3 protein-coding genes are annotated in these 3,600 nt (G+C 66.0%); all 3 read right to left on the minus strand.

Annotated elements, in window-relative coordinates; genetic code table 11:
• On the minus strand, positions 1–174 hold a 174-nt coding region (locus ABW22_RS16985), incomplete at its 3' end, for a response regulator (protein WP_330218766.1).
• A 52-nt stretch (positions 175–226) separates the two neighbouring features.
• Positions 227–1,567, minus strand: coding sequence for a diguanylate cyclase (locus tag ABW22_RS16330; protein ID WP_059759418.1), 1,341 nt, complete (start codon positions 1,565–1,567; stop codon positions 227–229).
• Positions 1,564–3,600, minus strand: a 2,037-nt coding sequence (locus tag ABW22_RS16335) for a hybrid sensor histidine kinase/response regulator (protein WP_059759421.1), incomplete at its 5' end; no start/stop codon positions are given. The genes ABW22_RS16330 and ABW22_RS16335, both read right to left, overlap by 4 nt.

A 3,600-nucleotide genomic window follows, 5' to 3' on the forward strand; every position in this document is an offset into this window, starting at 1 on the left:
ATGGAGGTCCATCGTGATGACGTCGGGCCGTTGGCGCGCCACGGCCTCGATCGCCTGCTCGCCATCATTCGCCGTCCCGATGACTTGAATGCGGGGATCCGCGCCGAGAATGTGAACGAGAAACTCGCGCACCACGGGTGAATCTTCCACCACCAGGACTTTGATCATGGGCATTGCCTCATGGTGTTTTTCCGGAGCGGTGATCCGCGCGATCTTGCGTCCGCGCTCATCCCGGGGTCACCGGCTGAACGGGCGCCGGTTCATAGCATATTACGAGGTTTCTGCCGCGCTGCTTGGCCGCATACATCGCCACGTCGACAGCCGCGACCAGGGCCTGCGCGTTGTCTGCGTGTGCCGGCCAGGACGCGATCCCGATGCTGACGGTAATGCGCAACGACGCGCCGGCATCGACATCGAACGACTGCGCCTCCACCGCCGCACGCAGACGCTCGGCGAAACTGGCGGCGGCCTCAAGATCGGTCTCAGGCAGGATGATGGTGATCTCCTCGCCGCCGTAGCGGCATACGCGGTCGACGGCACGCACCTCGCGGCCCAGCAGTTCGCCCAGTCCCTTGAGCACGACATCCCCCGCCTGGTGTCCGTGCATGTCGTTGACGCACTTGAAGTGGTCGATGTCGAGCAGCAGCAGCGAAAGCGGCCGCTTGAAGCGCTGCGCGCGTGCGAGCTCGTCCCCGAACAGCACGTAGAAGGTGCGGTGGTTGTAGAGCCCGGTGAGGCCGTCGTGCGTAGCGAGCTGCTCGAGCGCAGCCTGGTCCGCTTCGAGCTGCCCGGCCATCGTATTGAAGGCCGCGCCCAGCTCGCCCAGCTCGTCATGACGACGGATGGCCACCCGGTGTGACAGCTTGCCTTCTGCCAGACGCGCCGCACCCTGTCGCAACGTGTCCACCGGATCGGTGACGGAGCGCGCCAGCACCACGCCGGCGACCAGGGATGCGGTGGCGGCCACCACGAAGGCAGCGAAGGTCGCCCACAGGGCTCCGGTGCGGGCGGCGCTGGCCTGCGCGAGACTCTGCTCAATCACCTGATGGAAATGACCGTGCGCCTCATCAAGCGCGGACACGGCCCGCTCAATGTGCGCATCGAACTGTTCCATGTCGCGCGCCACCGCCGCGTTGCCCACCGGGTCGGGCTGGCGCAGCAACTGCTCGCCCAGGGGCAGTGCCTGTGCCCAGTCCGCGCGCGCGGCCCTGATCAACGTGCGCTCCTCCGCCAGCGTGAACCGCTCGGGCGAGGCCTCCTCGAAGGCCCGCTCCACCCGTTGGTGCAGTTGCGCGAATTGCCGACGCTCATCCGGATCGCCGTGGATCAGATAATCGTTGACCGGCATGGCGGCCTGGAGCAGCGACTTCTGCAGGTGCGTCACGGGCTCCAGTTTTTCGGCGAATTCGCGCACGATGTCCTCAAGCGGCTCGATCAGCTGCGGCAGCAGATAGAACTGGCCCACGACGGCGGCCACCAGAAACGGCAGCAACACGGCGCCCAGACCCAGGGCGAAGCGGGTGCGCAGGGAAACCTGAAACTTGAGCACTGAAATTTGAAACGTCATAACAACCTCCGGATCACTTCCAGCAGGTTACTCTGGTCAAAGCTCCTTTTGACGATATACGCATTGGCGCCGACGTCGATCCCACGCTCGCGGTGCTCGCTTGATCCCAGCGCCGTTACCAGCACCACAGGTAGCTGCGCAAGCCGCTTGTCCGAGCGCAGCTTGGCCGTGAGATCGAAGCCGTCCATGCGCGGCATTTCCACGTCCGACACGACCAGATCGAACACCCCGGTCTTGAGCGCGGTGTAGGCGTCGACGCCATCGACTGCGGTGGTGACGCTGTAGCCCGCCGATTCCAGAATGTTCTTGATCAGCGCCCTCGAGGTGATCGAATCCTCGGCGACCAGGATAGCCCGCTTCGCTGCCGGCGCGTGCGGCTCGCCGGCGACGCTCACGAGCGGACTTGCCGCCGGCCGCATCGCCGACGCCATCAGATCGGGCACATTCAGGACCGGCACCACCTGGCCCGTCCCCAGGACACTCGCGCCGGCGAGGTTGCGCACGCGCTTGAGTTGCCGCCCGAGCCCCTTGACCAAGACCTCCTGCTCCGCCAGCACCGCATCCACCCGGAATGCGATGCGGCCGGCGTCTAGGCCGAGCACCACCACCTGTACGTGGTCCGCAGACTCTCCCGGCGCGCGCGGAATTTCCAGCACGTCGGCCAAATGGGCCAGCGACAGCGCCTGCCCGTCGAGCGCGATCGTTTCGCGGTTTTCCACCGTCCGGATGTCCTTCGCCGTCACCAGCGCCACCCGCTCCACGCTGATTGCCGGAATGATGAATACCCGACCGCCGGTGCGAACGAGCACACCCCGGAACATGGCGAGCGTCAGCGGCAGCACGATGCGGAAGCTCGTGCCCCGATCTGGCTGTGTCTCCAGGGTAATGGTGCCGCCCAGCCGTTCGACCCGCTCGCGCACGATGGCGAGCCCCAGTCCCCGCCCGGAAAGCTCGGTGACGATGGGGCTGGTGGAGACACCGGACTGGAACACGAGCGCCAGCGCCTCGCGTTCGTTCAATTTCTCCAGTTCCTCCGCGGACATCATCCCAAGCTTCCCCACCGCTGCCTTGACCTTCGCCACGTCGATGCCCGGCCCGTCGTCGACGACCAGGATTTCGACCTTGCTGCCGTCCTTGTGCGCGACGGCGATGGTGAGCATCGCGTGCGCCGGTTTACCTTTCTGCTCACGCGCCGCCGGCCGCTCGACGCCGTGATCGACGCAGTTCCTGAACAAATGCACGAGCGGGTCTTTGATCTGTTCGAGAATCCGCCGGTCGATTTCGATCTCGTCCCCGCGAATCGCCAGTTCCACCTGCTTGCCCTGATCGCGCGCGAGCTCGCGCGCCAAGCCGGGGAAGGCTTCGAGCAGCGACGAGAACGGCAGCATGTGCATTTCCTTCACGTCGTGCAGGAGGCCATCCACCATGGCGCTCAAGGCGCGATGATCGTGCGCGGCGGACCTTTCCAGCTTCGCCAGCCGGTCCTCCAGCAGCTTCATTAGCGGTGGTTCTGCATCCAGATACTCGAGCAGCTTCGTCAGTTCCCGCTGCGCGATGGCGTTGCCGTTTGTTTTTTGTGATTGTCCGAACGAACGTTCCACCGCCCGCATCGCGGGCCGAACTTTGGCGAGCTCCTTTTTCCAGACGGCCAGCGTGGTCCCGAGCTCCCGCAGTTCGCGCGCCCGCTCACCCGCTGCCAGCCGCGGCGCAAGCAATTCCTCCGTCTGCCGCATCACCGCATCGAGTTTTGCGGTGCGCACCCGTATCGTCCCGGCGCCACGGCTGGAAGTCTGCAGCCCCGCAGCCGGGTCGGGGCTCGCGCCCGGTTCGCCGGACGCGGCGAAAGGAAGAGAAAGTACGTCCTGCACCACAGGGGGCGCGCCTTGCAATGCAGCCTCGAGCCGGCGCACCAGCGCCGCAACCGCCTGCTTCTGGGGCCCCGCCTTGGCCTGACCGGCGGAATCAAGGAGTCCGCGCAGCGCCTCCAGCGTCTGATGCAGCAGATCGAAAAGCGCCAGCGTGGCGGCAACGCG

Source organism: Thiobacillus denitrificans, assembly GCF_001530125.1.
Classification (GTDB): domain Bacteria; phylum Pseudomonadota; class Gammaproteobacteria; order Burkholderiales; family Thiobacillaceae; genus Thiobacillus; species Thiobacillus denitrificans_C.

Excerpts from the sequence above, each read along its gene's own strand:
- ABW22_RS16330 (WP_059759418.1), bottom strand. The coding sequence starts at position 1,567 with ATGACGTTTCAAATTTCAGTGCTCAAGTTTCAGGTTTCCCTGCGCACC.